The sequence below is a fragment of the Acetobacter papayae JCM 25143 genome (assembly GCF_000613285.1).
In the GTDB taxonomy this organism is placed as follows: domain Bacteria; phylum Pseudomonadota; class Alphaproteobacteria; order Acetobacterales; family Acetobacteraceae; genus Acetobacter; species Acetobacter papayae.
Window position 1 is genome coordinate 1 of record NZ_BAIN01000045.1, and the last position, 20,973, is coordinate 20,973.

General features: G+C 59.3%; 18 protein-coding genes and 5 pseudogenes. 14 read left to right on the forward strand and 9 right to left on the reverse strand.

The window, feature by feature from the left end; genetic code table 11:
* Positions 1 to 101: 101 nt before the first annotated feature.
* On the reverse strand, positions 102 to 1,619 hold the full coding sequence (locus JCM25143_RS10585; RefSeq protein ID WP_025861112.1) for a succinate CoA transferase: 1,518 nt from the start codon (positions 1,617 to 1,619) through the stop codon (positions 102 to 104).
* 304 nt (positions 1,620 to 1,923) lie between these two features.
* Here JCM25143_RS10585 and JCM25143_RS18795 point away from each other — a divergent pair.
* From JCM25143_RS18795 to JCM25143_RS18800, 4 genes and pseudogenes are all read left to right on the forward strand, one after another.
* Positions 1,924 to 2,666: pseudogene (locus JCM25143_RS18795) on the forward strand (metallophosphoesterase).
* Positions 2,667 to 2,750: 84 nt separating this feature from the next.
* Positions 2,751 to 3,071, forward strand: coding sequence for a chorismate mutase (locus JCM25143_RS10595; RefSeq protein ID WP_025861113.1), 321 nt, complete (start codon positions 2,751 to 2,753; stop codon positions 3,069 to 3,071).
* Complete coding sequence (locus JCM25143_RS10600) at positions 3,061 to 3,606, forward strand: SixA phosphatase family protein (protein WP_025861114.1); 546 nt, start codon at positions 3,061 to 3,063, stop codon at positions 3,604 to 3,606. The genes JCM25143_RS10595 and JCM25143_RS10600 overlap by 11 nt, the downstream gene beginning before the upstream one ends.
* 147 nt (positions 3,607 to 3,753) lie before the next feature.
* Positions 3,754 to 5,063: pseudogene (locus JCM25143_RS18800) on the forward strand (citrate synthase).
* 513 nt (positions 5,064 to 5,576) lie between these two features.
* On the opposite strand, the gene JCM25143_RS10615 reads toward JCM25143_RS18800, so the two are convergent.
* Positions 5,577 to 5,822 (reverse strand): hypothetical protein, encoded by a 246-nt coding sequence (locus tag JCM25143_RS10615; protein ID WP_035370998.1) that lies wholly within the window; start codon positions 5,820 to 5,822, stop codon positions 5,577 to 5,579.
* Between the two features lie 208 nt (positions 5,823 to 6,030).
* Between JCM25143_RS10615 and JCM25143_RS18805 the strand changes: the two genes are divergently transcribed.
* On the forward strand, positions 6,031 to 6,792 hold the full coding sequence (locus JCM25143_RS18805; RefSeq protein WP_051543239.1) for an orotate phosphoribosyltransferase: 762 nt from the start codon (positions 6,031 to 6,033) through the stop codon (positions 6,790 to 6,792).
* 4 nt (positions 6,793 to 6,796) lie between these two features.
* Positions 6,797 to 7,653: pseudogene (locus JCM25143_RS18810) on the forward strand (glutamate racemase).
* An 18-nt stretch (positions 7,654 to 7,671) separates the two neighbouring features.
* Here the strand turns inward: JCM25143_RS18810 and JCM25143_RS10630 are convergent.
* A complete protein-coding gene (locus JCM25143_RS10630) occupies positions 7,672 to 8,742 on the reverse strand; it encodes a polyprenyl synthetase family protein (protein ID WP_025861117.1) in 1,071 nt (356 codons plus the stop codon).
* 104 nt (positions 8,743 to 8,846) lie between these two features.
* Here JCM25143_RS10630 and JCM25143_RS10635 point away from each other — a divergent pair, with 104 nt between their 5' ends.
* Positions 8,847 to 9,629, forward strand: a complete 783-nt coding sequence (locus JCM25143_RS10635; RefSeq protein WP_025861119.1) for a tRNA1(Val) (adenine(37)-N6)-methyltransferase — start codon at positions 8,847 to 8,849, stop codon at positions 9,627 to 9,629.
* Positions 9,630 to 9,653: 24 nt separating this feature from the next.
* On the opposite strand, the gene JCM25143_RS10640 is transcribed toward JCM25143_RS10635, so the two are convergent.
* The 3 genes and pseudogenes from JCM25143_RS10640 to JCM25143_RS18815 form a co-directional block, all read right to left on the reverse strand.
* Positions 9,654 to 10,670 carry a ribonucleotide-diphosphate reductase subunit beta gene (locus JCM25143_RS10640; RefSeq protein WP_025861120.1) on the reverse strand — a complete coding sequence of 339 codons (1,017 nt, stop codon included), beginning with the start codon at positions 10,668 to 10,670 and terminating at the stop codon, positions 9,654 to 9,656.
* 102 nt (positions 10,671 to 10,772) lie between these two features.
* Positions 10,773 to 12,707 (reverse strand): ribonucleoside-diphosphate reductase subunit alpha, encoded by a 1,935-nt coding sequence (locus JCM25143_RS10645; RefSeq protein WP_025861121.1) that lies wholly within the window; start codon positions 12,705 to 12,707, stop codon positions 10,773 to 10,775.
* Positions 12,708 to 12,900: 193 nt separating this feature from the next.
* A pseudogene (locus tag JCM25143_RS18815) lies at positions 12,901 to 13,880 on the reverse strand (Gfo/Idh/MocA family protein).
* Positions 13,881 to 14,112: 232 nt separating this feature from the next.
* Here JCM25143_RS18815 and secD point away from each other — a divergent pair.
* Complete coding sequence (gene secD / locus JCM25143_RS10655) at positions 14,113 to 15,672, forward strand: protein translocase subunit SecD (protein WP_025861123.1); 1,560 nt, start codon at positions 14,113 to 14,115, stop codon at positions 15,670 to 15,672.
* 12 nt (positions 15,673 to 15,684) lie between these two features.
* A pseudogene (secF, locus tag JCM25143_RS18820) lies at positions 15,685 to 16,631 on the forward strand (protein translocase subunit SecF).
* Positions 16,632 to 16,724: 93 nt separating this feature from the next.
* Here the strand turns inward: secF and JCM25143_RS18825 are convergent.
* Together JCM25143_RS18825 and mscL are read right to left on the reverse strand one after the other, a co-directional pair.
* Positions 16,725 to 17,177, reverse strand: a complete 453-nt coding sequence (locus tag JCM25143_RS18825; protein ID WP_148300102.1) for a hypothetical protein — start codon at positions 17,175 to 17,177, stop codon at positions 16,725 to 16,727.
* A 50-nt stretch (positions 17,178 to 17,227) separates the two neighbouring features.
* Positions 17,228 to 17,695 (reverse strand): large conductance mechanosensitive channel protein MscL, encoded by a 468-nt coding sequence (gene mscL, locus JCM25143_RS10670; protein WP_025861126.1) that lies wholly within the window; start codon positions 17,693 to 17,695, stop codon positions 17,228 to 17,230.
* 245 nt (positions 17,696 to 17,940) lie between these two features.
* On the opposite strand from mscL, the gene rpmE reads away from it, so the two are divergent.
* The 3 genes from rpmE (at position 17,941) to JCM25143_RS10685 (ending at position 19,771) form a co-directional block, all read left to right on the forward strand.
* Positions 17,941 to 18,171, forward strand: a complete 231-nt coding sequence (gene rpmE / locus JCM25143_RS10675) for a 50S ribosomal protein L31 (protein WP_025861127.1) — start codon at positions 17,941 to 17,943, stop codon at positions 18,169 to 18,171.
* Positions 18,172 to 18,397: 226 nt separating this feature from the next.
* Positions 18,398 to 18,907 (forward strand): Hsp20 family protein, encoded by a 510-nt coding sequence (locus JCM25143_RS10680; RefSeq protein WP_025861129.1) that lies wholly within the window; start codon positions 18,398 to 18,400, stop codon positions 18,905 to 18,907.
* Positions 18,908 to 19,180: 273 nt separating this feature from the next.
* The gene (locus tag JCM25143_RS10685) at positions 19,181 to 19,771 is read left to right on the forward strand and encodes a DUF1013 domain-containing protein (RefSeq protein ID WP_025861130.1); all 591 of its coding nucleotides are present in this window, start codon (positions 19,181 to 19,183) and stop codon (positions 19,769 to 19,771) included.
* 38 nt (positions 19,772 to 19,809) lie between these two features.
* On the opposite strand, the gene JCM25143_RS21570 is transcribed toward JCM25143_RS10685, so the two are convergent.
* Complete coding sequence (locus JCM25143_RS21570; protein WP_081773558.1) at positions 19,810 to 19,974, reverse strand: YdcH family protein; 165 nt, start codon at positions 19,972 to 19,974, stop codon at positions 19,810 to 19,812.
* A gap of 228 nt (positions 19,975 to 20,202) precedes the next feature.
* Between JCM25143_RS21570 and JCM25143_RS10695 the strand changes: the two genes are divergently transcribed.
* Together JCM25143_RS10695 and purE are read left to right on the forward strand one after the other, a co-directional pair.
* On the forward strand, positions 20,203 to 20,409 hold the full coding sequence (locus JCM25143_RS10695) for a YdcH family protein (protein WP_025861131.1): 207 nt from the start codon (positions 20,203 to 20,205) through the stop codon (positions 20,407 to 20,409).
* 189 nt (positions 20,410 to 20,598) lie between these two features.
* A partial coding sequence (gene purE, locus JCM25143_RS10700; protein WP_025861133.1) for a 5-(carboxyamino)imidazole ribonucleotide mutase occupies positions 20,599 to 20,973 on the forward strand: 375 nt, incomplete at its 3' end.

Sequence of the window (20,973 nt, forward strand, 5' to 3'; positions counted from 1 at the left end):
CGCTTTGAAACAGAAAAGGCCCTGCCTCCATTACGGAAGCAGGGCCTTTTTCTATACCCCACCGGCACCCGCAAAACGGGCACCGGTTAGGTTGGGGCGGTTCAGCCCGGCAGCATCGAGCCGGTTTCCACAAAACGCTGATGCCAGGCCAGCGCTTCGTTCAGCAGATGCGGGGTGTGCTTGCCAAAGGAATCCTTCAGCGCGCGATCCAGATAATCCTCCAGCATCGGGCGGTAATCCGGGTGCGCACATTTGGCGATAATGGTGCGCGCACGCTGCACCGGCCCCAAACCACGCAGATCGGCCAGCCCCTGTTCCGTCACGAAAATCTGGGTGTCCTGCATGATGTGATCAACATGCGCCGCCATAGGCACGATAGCCGAAATCTTGCCACCCTTGGCCGTGGAGGGCGAAAGGAAGATGGACAGATAGGAGCTGCGGGCAAAGTCACCCGACCCGCCAATGCCGTTCATCATCTTCGAACCCATGACGCGGGTGGAGTTTACGTTGCCGTAAATATCCGCCTCGATCATGCCGTTCATGGCGATACAGCCAAGCTGGCGGATAACGCCGGGCGCGTTGCTGACATCCTGCTGGCGCAGAATCAGCTTGTCGCGGAAGAAGTCCATGCGGCGGTTGATTTCCTCAGCCGCTTCCGGGCTGAGAGAGAACGACGTAGCCGAAGCCACCCGCATACGACCGTTATCCAGCATGGCCAGCATGCCATCCTGAATGACTTCGCTATACCCGACCAGATTTTCGAACGGCCCTTCGTTCAGGCCTTCCAGCACGGCGTTAGCCACATTGCCCACACCGGACTGAAGCGGCAGCAGCGAAGGCGGCAGGCGGTTCTGCTTGACTTCATGCTCGAAGAAATCGAGCAGGTAGCCCGCAATGGCCTTGGCCGAGGCATCTGGTGCCGCAAACGGGGCGTTACGGTCACTGTCATTGGTGCGGACAATGGCCTTGATCTTGGCGGGATCTACCTTGAGGCTGGAACCGCCGATACGCTGGTCAGCCCGGGCAAGCGGGATAATGTCACGCGTGGGCGTGGCGCTGATATTGCCGTGCCAGATATCATGCGTGCCCTCAAGGCCGGGGTGCTGCCACTCATTGACCTCAATAATGACCGTATCGGCCAGATCAAGGAAAGCCTGCGAGTTACCAACGGATGAGGTGGGGACGATGCCACCCTCTTCCGTGATGGCCGTTGCCTCAACCACCGCGACATTGAAATGGCCGTAATTGCCCTGATAGGAGCGGCTGGCCACCTGACCCAGATGGTTGTCGAAATAGTCGGTCTCGTTGGCGTTGATACGGTTGCGCATGCCCGCATCGGTATTGAACGGCGAGCGGAAATACACACCGTTTACCTTGGCCAGTTCGCCATCAAGCTGCGGGCCGGTGGAAGCACCGGTAATCAGGCTGATGCGATAGCTTTCGCCACGGTCCTGAGCCGCCTGCATCCGCTCGGCCAGCGCCTTGGGCACGGCCTTGGGATACCCCGCCCCGGTAAAACCGCTGGTGCCGACAACATCCCTGTCCCGGATCAGCTCTGCCGCGGCCTCGGCCGGGCAAACCTTGCTACGCAGCGCGACGTTCCGAATGCGCTCTGTCATGAGAGGCTTTCCTGTTTCTTTTTGTAAACCGTTGCGAACACCAGAGTCGTAACACTGCGCACTGTCCTGCTTTCACCCCGTTTCAGTCCAGGATTTCCGCAGTCTTTCACGCAGCCAACACCCTCCGTGCCGTCCAGATCCGTTGCCGGGCCTGAATTTCACCCTAACCTATGCAGAAACATATGGTTCTGGCGCGTCACATACTTGTGCATGAATGAAAGGGCCGAAAAAAAACCATCCGTAGCGTTCCTGTTTGGACACGGAAAGCCTACATGAAGACAAGGAAGGAACAGGTAACAACGGAATGCACACACTCACCCGGCATGACGAAAACGTGAAGGAGACCATGGCCCACGGACTCCGCATTATTGGCGATGTCCATGGCGATCTGGACGCCTTCCGCCATGCCGTAGCCACCAAACGTTTTATCATACAGCTTGGCGATCTGGTGGATTACGGGCCGGACAGTGCGGGGGTGCTACGCCTGATGCTCGAAGTGATGGAGCAGGAGCGCGGGCTGTTCCTGATCGGCAATCATGACCGCAAGCTGGGCCGAGCCTTATGGGCAAGCGGCTACGCTCATCCCCCCATCTGGAAGAGACGCTCGACCAGCTTGCTCGACCAGAAAATGCCGATATCCACACGGCCCTCCTGCCCGCGCTGGCCAAAGCTCCGGCATGGCTTGTCATGGGGCGGGCTGTGTTCGTGCATGGTGCCTTCGACCCACGAATGCTCATGGAAGCACCGCCGCCCCCCCTTGAACGGGTAACCTTCCTGCTCTCGCGCGCGATGTTCGGGGAGACGACAAGCCGCATCCAGCCCGATGGCTACCCCGAGCGCACGCTAAACTGGGTCAACCACATTCCCGCCGGCTACACCATTTACTGTGGACACGACCAGCGCTCCACCAATGGCTGCCCACTCACCCTGCCCGGCCGGGCCGGTGGGCAGGCGGTTTTTATGGATACGGGCGCTGGCAAGGGCGGTCATCTGGCCTGGCTGGACCTGCCGGCCCCGGCTATGGATGAAGTCGCGGCTTTCCTGTGAGAGAACAGGCCTGTAAAAGACCTGTGGGGCAAACCCCCGCCATGAACCCATAACCCGCACCCGCCAGCACAAAGAGTACCGACCGTGACAGAGCAGCCGCATCCCTCAGACATCCTTGCCGATCTGCGCCGCAGTATCGACAATATCGACGCGGCTCTGGTGTTCATGCTGGCCGAACGATTCCGCTGCACAAAAGCCGTCGGCGCGCTGAAGGCCCGCCACGCCATGCCCCCGGCAGACCCCGAGCGCGAGGTGCGCCAGATCGCACGCCTGCGCGGGCTGGCGCAGGACGCGCATCTCGATCCGGATTTCGCTGAAAAATTCCTCAACTTCATTATTCATGAAGTCATCCGCCACCACGAGGCCATTGCACGGGACGCAGTGTCGGAAACCAGTGAACCCTGATCCGTACTACGCCCGGCGGCTGATCCTGCTGCGCCACGCGGAGGCCACACCAGCCCCCGCAGGCAATTTCAGCACCGAGGCCGATCTGGCCCGTCCGCTCAGCACGGCGGGTATGGCCGCGGCCATACGCTGTGGCCACTGGCTGCGGGATAACGCCCTGCTGCCCGACCTTATTCTGTGCAGCCCGGCCCTGCGCACCCGCCAGACCATGCAGGGCATGCTGGAAGGACTTGGCATGGCTACAGCCGACACCCAGCTCCGGCCCGATATTTACGAAGCCGAGCCCCCGGCCCTGCTGGCCTGCCTACAAACTGCCCCGGCCAGTGCCATGACCCTGATGCTGATCGGGCATAATCCGGGCATTTCAAAGCTGGCGCACCAGCTCGACCCCCTTGCCCAGAGCCTTGATGAAGGATTCGCTCCGGGGGCTCTGGCCGTGTTCAACCCCCATGCTCAGGCCCCCGCATCCAGCCTGACAGACTGGCCAGGCTGTGTGCCTAATATGGTCTGTTTGCACACATTCACGCGACCCTGAGGCAAAAAAGCCCGGTTTTCTGCGGCAGGCGTGCATGATAACGTGCGGTTTATCAGGATCAACCTTCCTGTTTCCATATGAATGAGAGACAAGATGGAATTCAGGAGCCGCAGCCGCGACCGAACCCACATAGCAAAAGGAAACACTATGAGCGTGTCGCAGAACGAAGGTAAGCAGACCACCGCTACCATTTCGATCGGTGGCAAAACCGCCGAGATGCCTGTCCTGTCAGGCGCTCTGGGACCGGACGTGATCGATATCCGCAAGCTGCCCGCGCAGCTGGATGTCTTTACCTTCGATCCCGGCTATGGCGAGACAGCTCCTGCACCAGCAAGGTGACCTTCATTGATGGAGACAAGGGCATTCTGCTGCATCGCGGTTACCCGATCGCGCAGCTGGCGGAAGAAGCCTCTTTTGAAGAAGTCATTTACCTGCTGCTCAACGGCGAACTGCCCAACGCTGCCGAATACCAGCAGTTCCAGCAGACGCTGACCAACCACACCCTGCTGCATGAGCAGATTCGCAATTTCTTCAACGGTTTCCGCCGTGATGCCCATCCCATGGCCATCCTGTGCGGTACGGTTGGCGCGCTATCGGCCTTCTACCCGGATGCCAACGACATTGCCGTGCCGGAAAACCGCCAGCTCGCAGCTATGCGCCTGATTGCCAAGGTGCCGACCATCACCGCATGGGCTTATAAATACACGCAGGGCGAAGCGTTCATTTACCCCAATAACGGGCTGAACTACGCTGAAAACTTCCTGTCGATGATGTTCGCGCGTGAAGTCGAGCCCTACAAGGTCAACCCGGTTCTGGCCCGCGCCATGAACCGAATCCTGATCCTGCATGCCGATCACGAGCAGAACGCCTCCACCTCCACCGTGCGGATGGCGGGCTCGACGGGGGCCAACCCCTTTGCCTGTATTGCCGCAGGCATTGCCGCCCTGTGGGGGCCTGCCCATGGCGGTGCTAACGAAGCCGTTCTGAAAATGCTTGCCAATATCGGCAAGAAAGAAAATATTCCGGCCTTTATCGCACAGGTGAAAGACAAGAACAGCGGCGTGAAGCTGATGGGCTTTGGCCACCGGGTTTACAAGAACTTCGACCCGCGCGCCAAAATCATGGAACGCACCTGCCACGAAGTGCTGGGCGAACTCGGCATCAAGGACGACCCGCTGCTGGAACTTGCGATCGAACTGGAAAAAATCGCCCTGAACGATCCCTACTTTGTCGACCGTAAGCTGTATCCGAATGTTGATTTCTATTCGGGTATCATTCTCAAAGCTATGGGCATTCCCACCAGCATGTTCACGCCGCTGTTTGCTCTGGCCCGCACCGCCGGCTGGGTCAGCCAGTGGAAAGAAATGATCGAGGAACCGGGCCAGCGTATTTCCCGCCCCCGTCAGCTTTACCTCGGCCCAGCCCAGCGTGATTTTGTCGCGCTCGACAAGCGCTGAAACAGCCAAAAATATTGTTTCAATAAAACTGGCCCGTTAAAAAGCGGGCCAGTTTTTTTTATGCCCTCCACCAACGCGGAAGGCACGGGCACACGCACCCTTTTTGCCCGCCATGTCGGTAACACCTGACAGGGCAACGCAGATGGAATTGCTATAAAGGATTAAAATACATACTTATTGGAATTTACCGAGGGATAGCGTATTTGAAATCCCAAGTGGTTTTACAAGGTAATTAGTGATGATTCAGAAAACAAAAAATATATCACTGTATTTGATCATATGCTCACTAGTCGTCGCGGTCGTAATTCTTGGCGCCCAGTGGCATAGACAGCACGAGATTACACTTATCAAACAATGGGCAAAGGAACAGGGTCTGTCCACTTATACCTATTGCGATGACAATAGAAGCAAGTGCGAAGTTCTTAAAATAGACTGATTTTATTACATTCAAACCGGCATAATGCCTTCATGCGCCAACTGGCATGAAGGTAGGGCCTTACGTGGCCCGACCGATTACGAAGGGGGACAGTCGCAACCCTTGGTGGGGCCGGAACGTTCGCGCACCACATGATGATCAATCCACTCGGAGACAAGCCGACGCGCTTCATTGAGCGACGCTTCGGGATGGTGGATGCGGTAGAGAGTCGTGCAGGCGTTAAACGCCGCAACATCCGCAGTCCCAACATCGCGCAGTTCCCGGTAGGCCGTTACCACGGCCCGCTCACATGTACGCGAGATCCGGTTCGGTTCAGTAACCACAGCGCCTCATCCTCAATTGATAATTAATCTCAACTACCTTTTATTTAACGCCACATTCCCCATTCTTGCAAGTCGGAAAAGAATTTCCTTACAACAATATAATCAACCCACGCAGAAAGTGCTTATACTCAGGCACAAACAAGAAGCATGGATTTTCAACGCTACTGGGGGTATTGCAGGCCGGACTCCCTTCTCATGATCTCAAGGAATCCATCATGACCCTTCTTTCCGCCTTTCGGCTGACAGCCGCGGCGAAAACAGCGAGTGGGACCGTGACGCCGCCCTGACAACAGCGCGCCTGCTGCTGGAAATCAAGGCCGTGAACTTCCGCCCTGAAGACCCCTACACCCTGACATCGGGCTGGAAATCTCCCGTTTACATCGACTGCCGCCGCATCATCTTCTTCCCCCGCGCACGTGCAAAGATTGTCGAACTGGGCGTGGAAAAAATCGGCCGTCATGTCGGCTACGAAAGCCTTGAGGCCGTTGTGGGCGGTGAAACGGCGGGGATTCCCTTCGCCGCATGGATGGCGGATCGCATGCTGCTGCCTATGGCCTATGTCCGCAAGAAGCCCAAGGGTTTCGGCCGTAATGCCCAGATCGAAGGGGATGTGCCCGAGGGTATGCGCACCCTGCTGGTGGAAGACCTGACAACGGATGGCGGCTCCAAAATCCAGTTTGCCAATGCCCTGCGTAGCGCTGGCGCACTGATCAACCATGCCTTTGTCGTTTTCTACTACGGCGTTTTCCCCGGTGCGCAGGACACGCTGGCGCAGATGGATGTTACGCTGCACTCGCTCTGCACATGGTGGGATGTGCTGGAAGCCTGCTCCACCCGCCCCTATTTTTCAGAAGAAGCCGCCGCCGAAGTGCGCCGCTTTCTGGAAGACCCGTGCGGCTGGTCCGCCCGCCATGGCGGCGTAGGCAGCATGGAAGAGGCTATCGCCTTCAAAGCCAACAAGGACAAATAACACGGTGCTGCAGGCCCGTTCCTTACCTGACACCCCGCACCATGTCCTTGCGTTTGATTCGGGCATAGGCGGGCTAGGTATCGTACGGGCATTGCGGGCACATGCCCCGGCGGCCAGAGTGGATTATCTGGCCGATACGGCGGTTTTCCCTTACGGCGAGCAGGAAGACCGGTTTCTGGTCAACCGGATCGTTACCCTCATTGGCGAGGCCATTACCCGCCACCGTCCGCAGGTTGTCGTTATTGCGTGCAATACGGCCAGCACGCTGGCGCTGAGCGCCTTGCGCGCCGCCTATCCGGCAACACCCTTTGTCGGTTGTGTGCCGCCCATCCGCTGGGCAGCACGCCAGACCAAAACAGGAGTGATTGGCCTGCTGGCCACACGGGCCACCATCCGCCGCCCTTATCTTACGGAACTACATGCCAGTATGCCCCACGCTGCACGCTGCTGGCCCATGCAGCCCCGCTTCTGGCGGGCTATGCGGAACAGCTTTTCCGGGGCGAGACCGTGCCAGACCGGCTTATCGAGCAGGAAATCAGCGGGCTGTTTGCCTCTCCAGCCGCTGCCGAGCTTGATGCCATAGGCCTTGGCTGCACCCATTACACTTTTGTGCTGGAGCGACTGCGCGCACTCACACCGCCGCATATCGCATGGCTGGACCCGGCAGATGCCGTGGCACGACATACCTGCACGCTGCTGCAGACACTGCCTACTGCCCTTCCGGCACCGCCCTCACCCGCCCATGCGTGGTTTACGGCCATGCCGGAAAACCCGGCAGCACTGGCGGCACATCTGCCGCCTTTTGGTTATGATGAAATAGAAGTCTGGTCAGCCCCGGCCCCTCTCGACGCGCTGGGCTGACCGGCTCCACTTTCTGTATCAGTGTTCCCGGCTGACGGAATAACTCGCCGTATCCAGCAGCAGGGTCTTGATTTCACATTCGGCAAACCCGGAGAGCGCCTCACGTGCCTTGGCCGCGTAATCTTCCGCACGGGCAAGGGTAATGGCTATGGCATCCGTGTGCGCAATACGCTCCAGAGCCGCAGGCAGGTCATCAGGAGTTTGTTCGCTGTCTTCAATAACCCGCCGCCAGAAGAGACGATCCGCCTCATCTCCGGCTGCATAGGCAGCCAGAACCGGCAGCGTGACCTTACCTTCGCGGAAATCGTCGCCCACTTCCTTACCCAGCACGGCCTGATCCGCCGCGTAATCCAGCGCATCGTCCACAAGCTGGAACGCCATGCCCAGATTAGCGCCATAAAGCCGCAGGGCTTCACGCTGCTCCGGCCCGCATGCGCCAATGACAGCCCCGGCCTCGCAGGCAGCGGCAAACAGAGCCGCTGTCTTGCCATAAATGACCTGCAGATACTGATCGACCGACGTGGACAGATCGTTCTGCGTTGTCATCTGCATGACTTCACCCTCGGCCAGCGTGGCGGAGGCGGCGGAGAGAATCGCCATGATATCCAGCGAGGCATCTGCTGTCAGAATCTGGAAAGACCGCGCGAACAGAAAGTCCCCCACGAGAACGGAGGCCTTGTTGCCAAAAATGGCGTTGGCGCTGGCCAGACCGCGACGTAACTGGCTTTCATCCACCACATCATCATGCAGAAGGGTAGCGGTGTGAATGAACTCGACGCAGGCGGCAATTTCAACATGCCGCATCCGCCCGTCCTGATTATCATACCCGCACAATCTGGCGGCTGCGAGCGTCAGAAGCGGGCGAAGGCGCTTGCCACCGGCTGCGACCAGATGGGCCGCAAGCTGTGGAATAAGCGCCACCGAGCTTTGCATTCGCTCGACAATCACCCGGTTGCAGGCGCTCATATCAGATTCGAGATAATCAGCCAGGCCCCTAAGGCCGGCTTCTCCTGGTTTGCTCACGAAAACTCCAGATCCATCCTGGCTTGTGGCTCTGCCCGACTCTGGCAGGCTGACTGCAACGTCCAAATGCTATATCCCCCCGCCGTGGGATGAGTTGACGATCCCTTATATGCGAGTCACCAGAAAAACGGTCAAGCACCAACAAATTCAAGCCTGCCTGTATAGCAAAGATGCCCCCTGCACTGCCCTCTCCTGCTGCTCCCTCCGCTCCCCCCACCACGCAGGGCTTTCTGCTGCGTGGTAGGGTCAGCTACACGCAATTCGCCCAAGGCTACCGCACTGGGCTGGAACCCGTGCTGATGGCGGCGGCGGTTAATGCACGCGCAGGCCAGAACGTGCTAGAAATCGGCTGTGGCGCAGGAGCAGGCCTGCTCTGCCTGATGCACCGCGTGCCGGGCCTTGCCGCCACGGGAATGGAAAAAGACCCCCAGACAGCGGAGCTTGCACGCCAGAACCTACAAGCCAACAGCTACCCGCACGCCACAATCCTGACCGGCTCGTTTCCTGAGGACTGGCACCGTGAAGAAGGAGTTGAAGCCCCCCGCTTCGATCACTGCATGGCTAACCCGCCATGGCATGCGGATAATGGTGCCCCTTCGCCCGAACCCCGGCGCGATCTGGCGCGCAGGCTCGGCCAGCACACCCTGCGCCGCTGGATAGAAGGCTGCGCCACCGTGCTGCGCCACAAAGGCAGCATAACACTGGCCCTGCCCACCAGCCTTGCTGATCAGGCTCTGGTGGCTCTGAGCGCATCAGGTTTTGGAGGTAGCACGCTGTACCCGTTCTGGCCCAAAAGCGGGCGTGAGGCACGTATCATGCTGGTGCAGGCCCGGCTGGGTGTCAAAAGCCCGGCACGGCTTCTGCCCGGTCTGGTTCTTCATGAGGCGGATGGCGCATTCACCACCGCCGCCCGAACCATCCTTGAAGACGCCGCGCCGCTGGGTATTGGTTAACCCGCGCGGCGCAGCCCTGCCTGCTTACTCGAATACCGAGCTTTCAAACGCCTCTTCCCATGTCCCCACGGTGGAAGCGCGGCTGTATTCGGTAGAACGGTTTTCAAAGAAGTTTGCGTGTTCGACCGCATTGAGCATGTCATCCAGCCATGGCAGCGGATTGACAGTGGTGTTGTAGATCGGGTCAAGTCCGAGCTGACCAAGCCTGCGGTCCGCAATGAAGTGGATGTAGGTCTTGACCTGATCGGCATCCAGCCCTTCCACCGCGCCCATTTCAAAGGCGAGGTCGATAAACGCTTCCTCATGCTCGACAATGGTGCGGCAGATTTCCGTCAGTTCATTGCGCAGCTTATCTGTCCAGATTTCCGGATTTTCCTGCACGAACACACGGAACAGGCGGATGACGGACAGGCAGTGCAGCGTTTCATCACGCACCGACCACGATACGATCTGCCCCATGCCCTTGAGCTTGTTGAAGCGCGGGAAGTTCAGCAGAATGGCGAATGAAGCAAAAAGCTGAAGCCCTTCGGTAAAGGCCCCGAAAGCAGCAAGCGTTTTGGCGATTTCATGCTTACTGTCCACAGAGAACGTCTGCATGTAATCGTATTTGTCCTTCATTTCCTTGTATTTGAGAAATGCGGAATATTCGTCCTCAGGCATGCCCAGCGTATCGAGCAGATAGCTGTAGGCCGCGATGTGGATTGTCTCGATATTGGAAAAAGCCGAGAGCATCATCAGCACTTCAGTGGGTTTGAACACCCGGCTGTAGTGCTTCATGTAGCAGTTGTTCACTTCCACATCGGACTGCGTGAAAAAGCGGAAAATCTGGGTAACCAGATGACGCTCGCCCTCATTCAGCACCCGGTGCCAGTCCTTGACGTCGTCAGCCAGCGGCACTTCTTCGGGGAGCCAGTGCAGGCGCTGCTGCGTCAGCCACGCATCATAAGCCCACGGATAGCGGAACGGCTTGTAAACCGGATTGGCTGTCAGCAGGTCAAAATGCTGTTCCTGCGGCTCCTGCCCCGTTGCGTTTTCGCTCATACTGCCCTCCCAGGCGCATTACTGGCGGCACCCGGGCCAGCCTTGACCTCGGGGTTCCACCTTATACCTGATTGAAAAAAACCGTTGTGCAGGCCTACCTGATTACTGGCAGGCCAGACATTCCTCGTAATTGCCGCTGCCAGCACCCGTATCTGTCCGGGGGGCATCGACCGAAGGGGTCATCACATCATTCTTGTCCAGCACGTTGCTGACCGTATCGGCCCGCTGGATGGACAGGCTGCGGCAGTAGTAAAGGGATTTGAGGCCCTTTTTCCATGCCTGAAAGTGAATCTGGTGCAGGTCGCGCTTATGCACGTCCGCAGGCAGGAACAGGTTGACCGACTGCGCCTGACACACATAGGGCTGGCGATCTGCCGCGTGTTCCACAACCCAGCGTTGATCAAGCTCGAACGCGGTCTTGAACACGTCCTTTTCCTGCTGATCCAGAAAATCCAGATGCTGGACACTGCCTTTGGTGGTGGTGATGGACGACCAGACCTCTGGCGTATCGTAGCCCTTTTCCTCCAGCAGTTTCTGCAGGTGGCGGTTGCGGACGGTAAATGAACCGGACAGCGTTTTTTGCAAGAAGACGTTGGCCGCAATCGGTTCGATACCGGGGCTGGCATTCCCCGCGATAATGGAAATGGACGCAGTAGGGGCAATCGCCATCTTGTTGGAAAAGCGCTCCATGAAACCGTATTCTTCGGCATCCGGGCAGGGGCCGCGCAGTTCGGCCAGGTGGCGCGAGGCCGCATCCGCCTGCTCGCGGATATGCTTGAAAATCTTGCGGTTCCAGACCTTTGCAATCACGCTTTCAAACGGAACGTTCTTGGCCTGCAGGAAGGAATGGAAGCCCATGACCCCCAGCCCCACCGAGCGTTCACGCATGGCGGCGTATTTGGCGCGCTCCATGTCCTCGGGAGCCCGATCGATGAAGTCCTGAAGCACGTTGTCCAGAAACAGCATCACGTCTTCAATGAACTGTTTGTCGTCGCACCACTCATCCCATGTTTCGAGATTGAGGGAGGACAGGCAGCACACGGCCGTACGGGCCTTGCCGTGATGATCGACCCCGGTAGGCAGGGTGATTTCCGAACACAGGTTAGAAGTCTTGACCTCCAGCCCTGCCAGCTTGTGGTGTTCCGGCCGGGCGTTATTCACATGATCGGAATAAACGATATAGGGCTCGCCCTGCTCCATGCGGGCTGTCAGGATTCGGATCCACAGCGCACGGGCCGACACCTTGCGAACGACCGCGCCATCCTTGGGGGACAGCAGCGCCCATTCATCGTCCTTTTCCACCGCGCGCATGAAAGCATCTGGCACCAGCACGCCATGGTGCAGGTTCAGCGCCTTGCGGTTGGGGTCCCCCCCGGTGGGGCGACGGATTTCAACAAATTCCTCGATTTCGGGGTGCCAGACCGGCAGATACACCGCCGCCGAACCGCGCCGCAAAGACCCCTGAGAGATGGCAAGGGTCAGGCTGTCCATAACGCGGATGAACGGAATAACGCCCGAAGTCTTGCCATTGCGCCCGACATTTTCACCAATCGAGCGCAGGTTCCCCCAATAGGAGCCAATGCCACCGCCCTTGCTGGCCAGCCACACATTCTCGTTCCACAGATCGACAATGCCCTTGAGGCTGTCATTGGCTTCGTTCAGGAAGCACGAAATCGGCAGGCCGCGCGTGGTGCCACCGTTGGACAGAACCGGCGTTGCGGGCATGAACCAGTGGCGGCTAATATAATCGTAAATACGCTGGGCGTGGGCAGCATCTGCCCCGTAATAGGACGCCACACGGCCAAACAGATCCTGATAGCTTTCATCAGGCAGCAGGTAGCGGTTATCCAGCGTTGCTTTGCCAAAGGGGGTCAGAAGGGCATCGCGGCTGCGATCCACCCGCACCTGATGGTGGCCGGGGAGTTGCACCATATCTTCCATCCGACCGCCTTCAAACAGGTCGGGCTCGCCTTCGGCGGTGGGTGCCCCGGTGAGCGGGCGACGGCTTTCATTTTCATGCACGTCGATCAGACTCATGACCAGGGCTCTCCATTTTCCATGTTTTTCTGTGTCTGGTTATACCCGCTGCCTGAGTAGCCTCAGGGGTGTATCGGGGTCACACCATATGTCGTGTTTCTGCTCCATCTGACACACCATATCTAGTGAAATTTATCCTCAAATCTCCAAAAAAATACTTGATTTCGTGAAACTACCTGTTTTCTCTGGTTTTTCAGCCCGCACCGATTAGCCCGGACAGTTCCATCCGCTCGCGGGAGTCGGTAATGCTCTGCGCCACCGCCAGTGCCGCCGCCAGCGCCCGCCGCCCCGCCATCGCATCCACCACCACAGGGGCACCCTCAAGGCAGGAGGCGACAAAGGCCTGATGTTCGGCAAAAAGCGAATCCTGTTCGCGCCATGTAATATGCTCGCGCCGGAATCCGTTGGTGCCCGGCAAGGGCAGGCCGCGCTCGCGCCCGATCAAGGTCAGCTCGCGCTTCATGAAATCGGCCGACAGATAGCTTCCTGCGAAAACAGGCGCATGCGCCGCTCGGTCTTGAGCGAAATGCGGCTGGCGGTAATGGTGGCAACGCAGCCATTTTCAAACCGCACACGAGCATTGGCGATATCCTCATGTGCGGAGCTGACCGCCGCCCCCAGCGCATCCACCTGCGCTATGGGGCTGTCCACAATGGCCAGAACCAGATCCAGATCATGGATCATCAGATCCAGAATAACCGAGACATCCGTGCCGCGGGGCTTGTACGGCGCAATGCGCGTTGCCTCGATATAGAGCGGGCGCGACATGCGCTGGGTAATAGCGGCATGCTCGGCGGAATAGCGCAGCAGGTGCCCGACCTGACAGACAAGCCCGCTCTCACGCGCGAGGGTCACAAGAAAATCCGCCTGCTCCAGCGTGGCGGCCACGGGTTTTTCCACCAGCACATGCCGCCCGGCCCGCAAGGCCCTGACAGCAAGCTCGAAATGAAACTCGGCAGGAGCTGCCACCACCACCGCGTCTGACACCGCCAGCAGCGCGTCCACATCCTCCATTACGGGGCACCCGGCCTCACGCGCGACTTCCGCTGCACGCGCGCTATCGGGGTCGAACAGGCCAGACAGTGTCTCGTTCGGCACATCGCGGATTTTCAAAGCGTGATAGCGCCCGAAATGCCCGGCACCGATAACCCCTACGCGCAAAACTCCGGCCATGCCGTCCACTCCCCGCAAACAACCCGGCCCGTAACGCCGGTTCCAGCAGGGGTAGCAGTCCTGCCCCTGAATGCAAACCACCGGTCATATCGCGCCGTACCGCCCCTGCCACAAACCCCCGCCAGAGCCCCCTGCGCGCCCGTCTCCCACGCACAATACGCGCACAACGGTTGCATCGCGCGCACTTGACCGGCATGTTCCGGTCAACAGAACTGCAAACGATCAGGTAAGAATGTATTACAGCCGCCTCAAACTGGCCTCGGTACTGGGCGTGTGCCTTTTGGGCCTGCTGTTGTGCCTGCCCAACGGCATACGCAAGCCCGCCCTTTCCATTCCGTGGAGGCAGATCCATCTGGGGCTGGATCTGCGCGGCGGTTCATACCTGCTCATGCAGGTGGACCTGCCCAGCCTGACCCATGACAGGTTGCAGACCCTTTCGGAAAACATGCGTGAAGCCCTGCTCAAGAACCATCTGGGCTATCAGGACTTCCGTATTGATGCGGATAAGGCCGTTGTGTCCTACCTGCCCCGCACACCGGATGAGGCACAGGCAGGCCTGACGGCACTCGATGCCCTGCCGCGCCTTTCCGCGGGGGAATTCACCGTCACGAAGCTTGAGGATGGGCGCATTGCCCTGACCCTCTCGCCCGAATCCATTGCGGCCCATGCGCGTGAGGCTGTTACGCAGTCGATCGAAATCGTGCGCCGCCGTATTGACGGCACGGGCGCTATCGACCCGGAAATTACCCGGCAGGGTGATGACCGTATCGTGGTAGAACTCCCCGGTATCAGCGATCCCGAGCGAATCAAGGCGCTGCTGGGCACCACGGCCAAGATGAGCTTCCGGCTGGTCGATTCCAACCCGCTCCACGCTACCTATCCGCCCACAGGTGTCAGCCTGCTGCCCATGGCCAACCCGGCCGACGGCCCGGCCCTGCCTGTTTACGACCATGTGGATGTAGACGGTGCCGACCTGACGAATGCCGGGGCCACACTCGACCAGAAAACCGGCGAATGGGCTGTCAGCTTCACCTTTGATTCGGTTGGCACGCGCTCCTTTTCCAGCGTGACGCAGGCCAATGTCGGCCAGCGCTTTGCCATTGTGCTGGATAACAAGATTATTGAAGCGCCAGTTATCCGCACCCCCATTACCGGGGGAGAAGGCCAGATTACCGGTGGCTTTACCGCCCAGAAGGCCACTGACCTCGCCCTTATGCTGCGCGCGGGCGCGCTGCCTGCGCCACTGGCTGTGGTGGAACAGCGCAGCATCGGCCCCTCGCTGGGGGCGGATTCCATCCGCGCAGGCATGATCAGCCTTGGCGTTGGCTTTGCTCTGGTGGTGGTGTTCATGGTGCTGTTCTATGGCCGATTCGGCTGGTACGCGGATATCGCGCTGCTGGCCAATCTGGTGCTGATGGCCGCCATTCTCTCGCTATTTGAAGCCACGCTGACCCTGCCGGGCATGGCGGGTATGCTGCTGACACTGGGTATGGCGGTGGATGCCAATATCCTCATCAACGAGCGTATCCGCGAGGAAGTGGCCCGTGGCCGCACACCGCTGGCTGCCATGCAGGCCGGGTTTGAGCGCGCCACCTCCACTATTGTGGACAGTAACGCAACCGCCCTGCTGGCCCATGTCATGCTGTTCGTCTTCGGCACTGGCCCGGTGCGTGGCTTCGCGCTCACCATCACCATCGGTATCGTGACAACCCTGTTCACGACCCTTCTGCTCTCCCGCATGCTCATGGCCCGCTGGTACGCGCTCACCCGCCCCGCCAGCCTGCCCGTCTGAAACGAGGCGCATATGCTTGGACGTCCTCTTCTGCGCTTTGTCCGCAAGGATACGCACATTAACTTCATGCGGGGCCGCTATATGGGCCTGCTGGTTTCGGCCGTGCTGTCACTGGCCTCCCTTATCCTGTTCATCCACCCCGGCCTGACGCTGGGGCTGGATTTCAAGGGCGGGATTGTGGTGGAAGCCAAAACCCCTGCCCCGGCTGATTTCGGCACCCTGCGCGCGGCACTGGCTGCCCATGGCCTGCCGCATGCCTCCATCCAGTCCTTTGGCGCACCGGATGATGTCCTGATCCGGCTGGATGCGGGAAGCGGCAAGGAAACGCAGACCCTTGTGGACACCGTGCGCCATACCGTGGCCGATGCCCTGCCCGGCACCACTATCCTGCGGGCCGATGCGGTTGGGGCCTCGGTTTCAGCCGAGCTGTTCCGCAACGGCATGCTTGCGTTGGGCATCAGTCTGGCGATGATTCTGGGTTATATCTGGGTGCGCTTCGAATGGGAGTTCGCACTCAGCGCCGTGGTGACCCTGATCCTTGACCTGACAAAGACCGTTGGCTTTCTGGTGCTGACCGGCTTTGAGTTCGATCTGGTCATGGTTGCGGCTATCCTGACCATTCTGGGCTATTCCACCAACGACAAGGTGGTGGTGTATGACCGGGTGCGTGAAAACCTGCGCAAATACCGCACCATGCCGCTGATGGAACTCATTAACCTCTCCATCAACGAAACGCTCAACCGCACGCTGGCACATCCTCCACGGTGTTTCTGGCAGCCCTGCCGCTGGCCCTATGGGGCGGCGCCACACTGTCGGGTTTTGCATGGACCATGCTGTTCGGCATTGTGGTGGGCACTTCTTCCTCCATCTTCATTGCAGCACCACTGCTGCTGTTCATGGGGGAAGGCCGCCTCAAGCGCGGCGCTAAAACAAAAACAGGAACGGCCACCGCCTCCTGAAAAAAAAGCCCTGCCGGGCTGGGAAAAACTCCCGCCCCGGCAGGGCTTTTTTAGGGTGCCACTAGCACCCTGCCTCTCTCTGATTAGACGGCCCTAATGCACGATCCGCATGACCGGGCCCGGCTCCGCTGGGGCTGATGCCTGAATATTGTCGGGCGTTACGGCCGCTGGCGGGCTGTTAATGAGGCTAATGAAGTCCTCAACCCTTTGCCCTGCCTTGTTCAGATTTTCATTACTCGGCCTGTCGCGCAGCTGCATAATGGCTGTCAGGGCCTCCCTGTCCGACTGGAGAATACGCATATATTCCCCAACCGTAACCCGATCTGACATCAACCGCCCACGCGCCATGCCATTGGCAATGACGTAGCTGTAAAGGACGGTCTTGGGGGTTGGGCGGACAACCAGCCCGCCACTATGGGACTGGCACCCCGCCAGCAAACCGAGCAGGGCAACAGCCCGCACGCCCATACCCGCCAGGCGGACAGAGCGCCTATCCTGCGACTTCGTGCGTAAAGCGGATAAAAAAAGGAATGCCGGACGACTCATGACCGGCATTCTATTCCACATTCCACGCCACATGCACAGAGTGCGTATGCTCAGGCTGCGGGCGGAGCCTTGGCGGCCAGTTCATCACGGATCTGTTCCAGCAGTTCCTCCGTGCGGGTGGGCGCGGGCGGTGCCTTGGGCTGTTCGTCTTCACGGACATGCAGGCGGGTAAGCGCCTTCACAACCCAGAAGATCACCAGTGCAACAATAACGAACTGGATCACTGCATTCAGGAACAGGCCAATGTTCATGGTGACAGCACCGGCTTTCTGGGCTTCAGCCAGTGTCGCCAGATGCGGCCCCTTGAGGGTGATGAACAGGTTGGAAAAATCGATCCCCCCGATCAGCAGCCCCAGCAGCGGGTTAAAAACGTCCTTGACCAGACTGTTGACGATGGAGGTGAACGCAGCACCGACGATCACACCAACCGCCAGATCAACCACGTTGCCACGCATGATAAAGGCGCGGAATTCCGCTACCCAGCCAGGAGTATGAAGGGGAAAACCCTGCTCGGCCATTTTGATGTTCCTCTTTGTTATCTGGAATATAGCGCCTGAGTATGACGCCAATTGCCGATCTGTCACAGCCTCAGAACGCACGGGAGCCGCAAAAAGCACCAGCAACCGTAGGCATTCGGGCCTGATCGAGCATAAAACACACATAGGAAATGAAGTGTTGATCCGATCTCCATGGATCGCTATATGCTGCCCACAAAAGCCCGGTCGGCATCGGGCCATCCTGTGACAGAGAAAGATTGACAGCCATGAAGCCCGGCATTCACCCCGACTATCACGAAATCACCGTTGTCATGACCGACGGCACCGAATACACGACGCACTCCTGCTACGGCAAACCCGGCGATACCCTGCGTCTGGACGTGGACACCAAGTCCCATCCCGCATGGACCGGCGTGCAGCGTATGCTCGACACGGGAGGCCAGGTGGCCAAGTTCAACAAGCGCTTTGCCGGTATCGGCACGCGCACGAAGGGCTAATTCTGCCCCGGCCGGGCCATGTAGGGTCCGGCTGGCTGGCGCAAGCCTTTTCGGGACGAACGAATGTGAACCCCATCCCCTTGAAAAAGGGGGTGGGGTTTTCCACGTTCAGGGGTGGCAGATGCCCGTAAACCGGGGTTTGCCGCACAGACTGTCGGGCGGGGTCGCCATAACGGGGCCCGGGCCAGCACGACAGGACCTTGCTAACAGAGAAGGTTCCCTGATCATGACATACGATTTCTCCCCCCTTTTTCGCACAGCCATTGGTTTTGACCGCTTGGCGCAGGTGATGGATAGCGCTGCACGCGCCAATGGTGCCCCCAGCTACCCGCCTTACGATATCGCCAAGACAGGCAGTGACAGCTACGCCCTGACCATGGCCGTGGCGGGTTTTGGCCCTGAGGATATTGAACTGATTGTGCAGGATAGCACGCTGGTTGTATCGGGCCGTGTTGGCGCACCAACGGTGGAAGGCGAAGTGCTGCACCGTGGCATTGCCCGCCGGGCGTTCGAGCGCCGCTTTGCTTTGGCGGACCATGTGGAAGTTACGGGGGCCGACATGCATAACGGGCTTTTGCGTATCACGGTACGCCAGATCGTGCCCGAAGCGCTCAAGCCACGCCGTATTCCCGTACGCAGTGCCGAAAGCGGCGCGGTACAGCTCCACAACCGCCCGGCTGAAGCTGGGCAGCCCAATGCGCCGGAAGAGACACCCCCCGTGGCAAGCGCTGCCTGAACCACAGGTAGGTAAAGGGCCTGAGGAGAGCCGCGGTAACACGCGGCCTCTCCAAACCGCCTTCCGGCCTGCCTGTCGGGCACAAAAAGGGGAAAACACGGGTGTTCCCCTTGCCTGTTGTGCATTTGCGGCTTGACCTGCGTGGGTTGCTCCCGCCATATCGTGCCCCATATGCGCGTCGGCAGGCACGCAGGGTTTGGGAAGCCACGACTCTTCCAGGCCGTCAACTTACGGGTGCCTGCGTAACGCGGCCCGAATGACAGGATGGAAGCCATGACAACCTTACCGCTTATGCCCAAGGCGACCGCCGTGTGGCTGATTGAAAAAACCGCCCTCAGCTTTGAGCAGATCGCTGCATTCTGCGGCATGCACCCGCTGGAAGTGCAGGCTATCGCGGATGGTGAGGTCGCTCAGGGGATTGTCGGTTACGACCCGATTGCCAACCATCAGGTAACAGCCGAGGAAATCCGCCGCTGCGAGGCCTCGACCACGGCACGGCTGAAGATTCTGACGGTCAACAATCCGGTGCGCCGCCGCTCCAAGGGCGCGCGTTACACGCCTATCGCCAAGCGCCATGACCGGCCGGATGGCATTGCCTTTCTGCTGCGCAACTACCCGCAGCTCAATGATGTGCAGATTGTCAAACTGCTGGGCACCACCAAGGACACCATTGCCAAGGTGCGTGACAAGCAGCACTGGAACACGCCCAACATCAAGCCGCGCGACCCGGTGACGGTTGGCCTGTGCAGCCAGACAGACCTGAACGCCGCCATTTCGGAAGCGAATACCCGGCTTGAACGGGAAGGGGCGGAAATTCCTACCCCCACCCTTGAAGCTGGCGATTTCAATTTTTCAGAAGAATAACGCCACCCACCCCCGGCGCCTGTGCGCCGGGGGTATGGTTATGTCGCGAGCTTCTCTATTTCTTCCTTGAGTCGCAGCTTCTGCAACTTCAGGCACATGAGCACGCGCTCGTCCGGTCTGGGTCTTCCACCTTCGTTGACAATCTGCTGGTCAACACGGAAATGGCGGGTCTTGAGACTTTCAATCCTTGTAAGGCGCGTCATGGCGGCCTCCATTCGGTTGTGGACCTGACAACGGTAACGTACTGTCGGCCGTTAATTTCATGCTAATTTCATTATTCACGACATGATGTCATGCGCTGGGTTCATGGAACTTTTTTGTATCTGTGGGCTGGCCTGATGCGCCGGGTTGGTCAACACTGCTGGAAATACGTGCGCGGGCAAGGCCCCGAGCTACGCAGGTTCCTACCTTGGTGTAAGGAGAGTAACAGAATGCTGCATGACCGTGATTCAGTACTTGGCCAGCTTCATGAACTCCGCAGCGAACACCGCGACCTCGATACCGTCATCAACCGCATGACATCCGAAACGGCTTTTATCGACCAGCTTTACCTCCAGCGCCTCAAAAAACGGAAGCTTCAGCTCAAGGACCTTATCACAAGGCTTGAAAGCAGGCTGATCCCGGACAATATTGCCTGACCTTTTTTCAACCGGCCTACCGGCCTTTTGCCAACCTCCTTGCCAACCGGCCTGAACGCGTGGCCCGCGCATCTGGCCAGACCAAGTGGATAGACCGCCCCCGTGAGCACGCAAGACCAGTTCCCACCCGACGCCCCGTACGATAACGAGACGGATACCCGTTCCGCATCCGAACAGACCAGCACCATCATGGCAGATGGCGCCAAGGTGCGTGTCGGCATTATCATGGGCAGCCAGTCCGACTGGGAGACCATGCGCCATGCGGATGCAATCCTGAACGAACTGGCCATCCCGCATGAGGTGAACATCGTCTCCGCGCACCGCACGCCAGACAGGCTGGCGGATTATGCCCGCACGGCGGCGGATCGCGGCCTGCATGTCATTATCGCCGGTGCGGGCGGGGCAGCCCACCTGCCGGGCATGTGTGCGGCATGGACCCGCCTGCCCGTGCTGGGCGTGCCGGTGGAATCTCGTGCGCTCAAAGGTATGGACAGTCTGCTCTCCATCGTTCAGATGCCCGGTGGCGTGCCCGTGGGCACGCTGGCCATTGGCGCGCCGGGGGCC

Bases quoted from the DNA above. Each gene is read 5' to 3' on its own strand.
- JCM25143_RS10585 (WP_025861112.1), bottom strand. From the start codon at position 1,619: ATGACAGAGCGCATTCGGAACGTCGCGCTGCGTAGCAAGGTTTGCCCG.
- JCM25143_RS10635 (WP_025861119.1), top strand. From the start codon at position 8,847: ATGCCCCCTGCACTGCCCTCTCCTGCTGCTCCCTCCGCTCCCCCCACC.
- JCM25143_RS10640 (WP_025861120.1), bottom strand. From the start codon at position 10,670: ATGAGCGAAAACGCAACGGGGCAGGAGCCGCAGGAACAGCATTTTGAC.
- JCM25143_RS10645 (WP_025861121.1), bottom strand. From the start codon at position 12,707: ATGAGTCTGATCGACGTGCATGAAAATGAAAGCCGTCGCCCGCTCACC.
- secD (WP_025861123.1), top strand. From the start codon at position 14,113: ATGTATTACAGCCGCCTCAAACTGGCCTCGGTACTGGGCGTGTGCCTT.
- JCM25143_RS18825 (WP_148300102.1), bottom strand. From the start codon at position 17,177: ATGAGTCGTCCGGCATTCCTTTTTTTATCCGCTTTACGCACGAAGTCG.
- mscL (WP_025861126.1), bottom strand. From the start codon at position 17,695: ATGGCCGAGCAGGGTTTTCCCCTTCATACTCCTGGCTGGGTAGCGGAA.
- rpmE (WP_025861127.1), top strand. From the start codon at position 17,941: ATGAAGCCCGGCATTCACCCCGACTATCACGAAATCACCGTTGTCATG.
- JCM25143_RS10680 (WP_025861129.1), top strand. From the start codon at position 18,398: ATGACATACGATTTCTCCCCCCTTTTTCGCACAGCCATTGGTTTTGAC.
- JCM25143_RS10685 (WP_025861130.1), top strand. From the start codon at position 19,181: ATGACAACCTTACCGCTTATGCCCAAGGCGACCGCCGTGTGGCTGATT.
- JCM25143_RS21570 (WP_081773558.1), bottom strand. From the start codon at position 19,974: ATGACGCGCCTTACAAGGATTGAAAGTCTCAAGACCCGCCATTTCCGT.
- JCM25143_RS10695 (WP_025861131.1), top strand. From the start codon at position 20,203: ATGCTGCATGACCGTGATTCAGTACTTGGCCAGCTTCATGAACTCCGC.